This is a genomic window from Longimicrobiaceae bacterium, from assembly GCA_035936415.1.
Lineage (GTDB): Bacteria > Gemmatimonadota > Gemmatimonadetes > Longimicrobiales > Longimicrobiaceae > JAFAYN01.
On sequence record DASYWD010000103.1, the window covers coordinates 1 to 4,923 of the forward strand.

Consider the following 4,923-nt stretch of genomic DNA (forward strand, 5'->3'; position numbering starts at 1 on the left):
GCATCCCGCCTGTGCTCCGTACCAGCCTTGCCTCCTCTGTTACGCCTCCCGCGGAGCCGCCGCTGCGTGCCCTCTCCACGGCCAATCCTGCCGTCGACTCGGTGCCGCCTCCGAAGGCCCCCTTCTTCAACAGCCTTCTAAGCGTCAGTTTGACTATAACAGTGTCGTAGTGTCCCTATATGGCTTCCTTGAGCAGTACATCGAGAGTCTCTTGCGAGAGTATATTGCGCGTCTAAACGCTATTGCGCCCAGATATGGAGATCTACCCGAGCAGGTCCGTAAGCATCACACAGACCTTACAGTTGCTCTGCTTTCGCGAGTTGAGCAGAGCCGCTACCGAGGAGTTGTCACACCCGCGACGCTAGTCGCCAACCTACACACATGCCTCAGTGAACTCCCGTCATTTCTGTTGAACACCGAGGCGTTCGCCCTCCACACGGCGAACTTCCGGTCCGATGTCATAGAGGACAGCTTCGCGCGAGTAGGCGTGCTCAGCGTCAACCAACGGATTCGGCATTTTTCCCCATTTTCCGAGTACATCGTGCATCACTTTCCTGGGAGGGATAGTAGCGGGTTGAGTAACTCGGAACTCTTCTTCTTTCTGGATGATCTCGCAGAGCGGAGAAATGAGGTTGCACATGGCAGTGCTGGCGAACTGCTGTCGAACGAACTGCTCCTAGACTACTTAGTTTTTGTTGAAGTGTACGGGCTGTCTCTATACGAGCTTGCGGTATGTGATTCGCTCGGGCATGAGGTTCGGCATCACGGAAATGCGGTGGGGAGGCCCGTTGCAGTGTACAACAACGAGATCGTCTGCGTTGAGCTACGTGATGCCTCGGTCAAGGTAGGTGACCTATTAGTTGCTGAGACCGGATATGGCATCCGGCCATACATTGGGGGCGAAATCCTCGAGATGCAGGTGGACGGGACTCCCATTTCCCACATAAGGCCGGGTGTGGGAGTACCGATCGCCATGCGGGTTGCCTTTAGGGCTAAGCAAAACCACAGCTTCTTTGTCTTGCACCGGCCGTAGCTGGCTCGACGCCCGGCTCTGGGAATCAGGGCAACAGTGAGTTCCCTCCGATCACTTGCCAGCAACTCCCCCCATCCGGGGCCTCATACGCGTTCGTGCCGTCCGTCCCCGCCCCTCACCCCACCCGCACCCTCTCCTTCCCCGACGGGATCGCCTCCTCCAGCGCCGGGTCCTGCAGCTCCTCGCCCGGGTTCACGAACAGGTCCTGCTCCCAGGCGTACTGCCGGTCGTGCAGCTCGCGGTAGCGGCCGCCCTGCGCCATCAGCTCGGCGTGCGTGCCGCGCTCCACGATCTCGCCGTGCTCCAGCACCAGGATCTGGTCCGCGCTGCGGATGGTGGAGAGCCGGTGGGCGATCACGAACGAGGTGCGCCCCTGCCGGAGCCGGCGCAGCCCCTCCTGGATCAGCGCCTCGCTCTCGCTGTCGAGCGACGAGGTGGCCTCGTCCAGGATCAGGATGCGCGGGTCCGCCAGGATGGCGCGGGCGATGGCGATGCGCTGCCGCTGCCCGCCCGAGAGCTTGATCCCCCGCTCGCCCACGACGGTGTCGTACCCCTCCGGGAAGTCACGGATGAAGTCGTCCGCGTTGGCGATGCGGGCCACCTCCTGGATCTCCTCGCGCGAGGCGTCCGGCCGCGCGAAGCGGATGTTGTCCGCCACGGTGCCGTCGAAGAGGAAGTTGTCCTGCAGCACCACCCCGAGCTGCTCGCGGTAGTCGCGCAGCCGCAGCTCCGCCAGGTCGGTGCCGTCCACCCGGATGCGCCCCGACCTGGGGCGGTTGAAGGCCATCACCAGCGACACCAGCGTGCTCTTCCCGGAGCCGCTGGACCCCACCAGCGCCGTGGTCGTCCCCGCCGGCGCGCTGAAGTCGATCCCCTTCAGCACCGGGACGCCATCGTTGTACTCGAACCAGACGTCCTCGAAGGCCATGTCTCCGCGGACCGACCGCACCGGGAGCGCCCCCTCGCTCTCGTCGTCCTCCGTGGGCGTCTGCATCAGCTCGCGGATCCGGTCCAGCCCCGCGAACGCCTCGCTGATCTGCGTCCCGATGGAGGCCGTCTGGATCACGGGCGCCGCCAGCAGCCCGGAGAAGAAGACGTAGGCGAACAGGTCGCCGAGCGTCATGGTGCCATTCAGCACCGCGCGCCCGCCCACCAGGATCATCACGGTCCCCACCACCCCGATCACCAGCGTCGCGAAGGCGGACACCGCCGACACCCCCGTGATGGAGCCGGCGATGTTGCGGAAGAGGCGGTGCACCCCGCGGGTGAAGACGCGCTGCTCGCGCTTCTCCGTGCCGTACGCCTTGACCACCCGGATCCCGCCCAGCGTCTCCGTGAGCCGGCCGGTGACCTCCGCCTGGATGACGCTGCGCTCGCGGAAGATGGGGCGCAGCCGGTTGAAGGCGTACGCCATGACCCCGCCGAACACCGCCAGCAGCACGATGTTGATGACCGTGAGGAGCCAGTTGTAGTAAAGCAGGAAGCCCAGGGCGAGGACCGCCGTGAAGATCCCGCCCACCAGCTGCAGGATCCCCGTCCCCACCAGGTTGCGGATCCCCTCCGCGTCGTTCATGACGCGGTTGATGAGGATCCCCGACTGCGTGGAGTCGAAGAAGCGCACCGGCATGCGGGTGACCCGCTCCTGCACCGCCCGCCGCATGTCGGCGATGGCGTGCTGCGCCTCCACGCTGATCACCTGCGACAGCGCGAACCCGGTGACCGCCTGCAGCAGGGTGGCGACGCCCACCGCGGCGGCCAGCGGGATCAGCAGCTCGTTCCGCCCCTTGCCGATCACCTCGTCGATCAGCCACTTGGAGCTGGCCGGCAGCACCAGCGCCGCGAGCCGGCTGATCAGCATCAGCCCGAACCCGATCGCCAGCGAGCGGCGGTGCTGCCACATCAGCCGCTTGGTCTCGGCCCAGGCCGCGGCTCGGTCGTACTTGGGCTTCTTCGCGTCCTTGTTGGCTTCCACGGAGCTCGTCTTCCAGGTTGGGGCCGGCGAGACGGCCGGCGTTGCGGATACCCTCGTCTTCCCGATCCGGTCCGCATCTCCGGCCGTTCGCGAACAGCGGATTCGGGCGCGGCAGCCCCTCCGGCGGGTCCGCCCCCGCCTACCGGCGGCTCGGCCGGAGGCGGAAGATCACCGCCGTCCGCTCCCCGGCGGCAACCTCGGCGGTCTGCTCCGCGGGGGCGTACCCCTCGCGCTCCGCCCGCAGCGTGTACCGTCCCGGCGGGAGGCCGGCGAGCTGGAACCCTCCCGTGTCCCCGGTCTGCGCGCTCCGCTCCGCCCCCTGCGCTGCCGCGCTCCGGGCGCTCACCGTGGCCCCGCCGAGCGGGGTCCCCACGGCGTCCGTCACCCGTCCCACGATCCGCTCCGGCTCCCCCGCGCCCCGGAACCCCGCCAGGAGCAGCGCCGCCGTCAGCGCCAGCAGCAGGATCACGGGGCGGGAGCCCCGGTCCATCCGGATGTCACCCCTCATCGCTCTCCCTCCCCTCCACCCGGGCGTCGGACCCTCTCCGGGTGGAACCGTACCAGTTGCGGTTGCAGTTGGGGGCGCGCCGGGGGGCCGCCGCGCCTGCGAGCTACGCCGTACGGCGCCCCTCCGCTCCGCAGGGGCCGGGATGCCCCATCCGGGCGAACACCGACTCCCACACCTCGGCCACCGTCACCCGGGCCAGCACCGCCTCCATGGCCGCCTGCGCCTCGCTGAACACCTCGGTCAGCGCGGCCTGGATGTTCGCGCCCACGCCGCACTCCCTGCACGGCTGCTGCGAGTGGAGCGCGAACAGCGGCTGGCCGTCCTCCACGGAACGGTACACCTCCAGGAGCGTGATCTCCTCCGGGGCGCGCGCCAGCCGGGCGCCGCCCGCGGCGCCCGGCTGCACCTCCACCAGCCCCGCGCGCCGCAGCGCGCCGACGATCCGGCGCACCACCACGGGGTTCGTGTTCACGCTGCGGGCGATCTGCTGCGAGCTGACCGCCTCCTCCCTGCGCCAGGTGAGGAACGCCAGCACGTGCACCGCCACCGCCACCCGGCTGCTCATGGTCGACATCGTAGGCTCCTGGTTCAACTGCAACCAGGATAGTTTCAGTTGTCGGGCGTGTCAAGGGAAACGGTCGCGGCACCCGCCTGGCCCGCTTCTTTCAAGGGATGCGGAATGGATGTTCCCCCACGCGAGGAGGTGTGATGAGTCCCCCCGTTTCCCGGCGCGACCGCTCCCCGGACCCGGTGCGCGACAACCTCAAGGAAGTGCGCCGGGGGCTGCTCCGCCTGCACAAGGCGCTGATCGACGCGGAGCGGGCCACCTTCGAGCGTGACCACGGCGCCCTCACCAACGGCGCCTTTCTGCAGGCGCTCATCCAGGACCCGTTCTTCGCCTGGCTGCGCCCCTTCTCCGGCCTCATCGTGGAGATCGACGAGGCGCTCGCCGCGCGCGACCCGCTCCCGCCGCAGCAGGCGCGCGCGTACATCGGCCGCGTGCGGGAGCTGGTGGAGCCCGAGGACGAAGACGCCGAGCGCTACGCGCGGGTGCGCCAGCGCGACCCGGCGGTGCTCATCGCCCACGTGGAGCTGGAGGCCCGCATCGCTGCGGCCGGCGAGGCGGCGTAGCCCTTGAGAAAGGGCCCGGCTTCCGCTATCCTTCGCGCCCGCCATCCGGCGGCGCCCGCGTACGCGGGCGAACGGGGCCGTAGCTCAGTCGGTTAGAGTGCCGGACTGTCACTCCGGAGGTCGCGGGTTCGAGTCCCGTCGGCCCCGCTCGCAGGCTTGCAGCGCCGCGCAGGACGCGCCCGTAGCTCAGCTGGATAGAGCGTCTGACTACGGATCAGAAGGTCGGGAGTTCGAATCTCTCCGGGCGCACTGGAAATCAGGGAGAACGGGGCGGCCGCT

5 protein-coding genes and 2 tRNA genes are annotated in these 4,923 nt (G+C 68.4%); 4 read left to right on the forward strand and 3 right to left on the reverse strand.

What is annotated here, in order from left to right; all coding sequences use genetic code 11:
* Positions 1-1,033: MAE_28990/MAE_18760 family HEPN-like nuclease (locus tag VGR37_04070; GenBank protein ID HEV2146572.1), on the forward strand; the 1,033-nt coding region annotated here is incomplete at its 5' end.
* A 115-nt stretch (positions 1,034-1,148) separates the two neighbouring features.
* Here VGR37_04070 and VGR37_04075 read toward each other — a convergent pair.
* From VGR37_04075 to VGR37_04085, 3 genes are all read right to left on the reverse strand, one after another.
* Complete coding sequence (locus VGR37_04075) at positions 1,149-3,005, reverse strand: ABC transporter ATP-binding protein (protein ID HEV2146573.1); 1,857 nt, start codon at positions 3,003-3,005, stop codon at positions 1,149-1,151.
* 139 nt (positions 3,006-3,144) lie between these two features.
* Positions 3,145-3,513, reverse strand: a complete 369-nt coding sequence (locus tag VGR37_04080; GenBank protein ID HEV2146574.1) for a carboxypeptidase-like regulatory domain-containing protein — start codon at positions 3,511-3,513, stop codon at positions 3,145-3,147.
* Positions 3,514-3,616: 103 nt separating this feature from the next.
* Positions 3,617-4,087, reverse strand: a complete 471-nt coding sequence (locus tag VGR37_04085; GenBank protein HEV2146575.1) for an Rrf2 family transcriptional regulator — start codon at positions 4,085-4,087, stop codon at positions 3,617-3,619.
* 134 nt (positions 4,088-4,221) lie between these two features.
* On the opposite strand from VGR37_04085, the gene VGR37_04090 reads away from it, so the two are divergent.
* The 3 genes from VGR37_04090 (at position 4,222) to VGR37_04100 (ending at position 4,893) form a co-directional block, all read left to right on the forward strand.
* The gene (locus tag VGR37_04090) at positions 4,222-4,644 is read left to right on the forward strand and encodes a hypothetical protein (protein ID HEV2146576.1); all 423 of its coding nucleotides are present in this window, start codon (positions 4,222-4,224) and stop codon (positions 4,642-4,644) included.
* Between the two features lie 73 nt (positions 4,645-4,717).
* Positions 4,718-4,791, forward strand: a tRNA-Asp gene (locus tag VGR37_04095).
* A gap of 28 nt (positions 4,792-4,819) precedes the next feature.
* Positions 4,820-4,893 (forward strand) — tRNA-Arg (locus VGR37_04100).
* Positions 4,894-4,923: the final 30 nt, after the last annotated feature.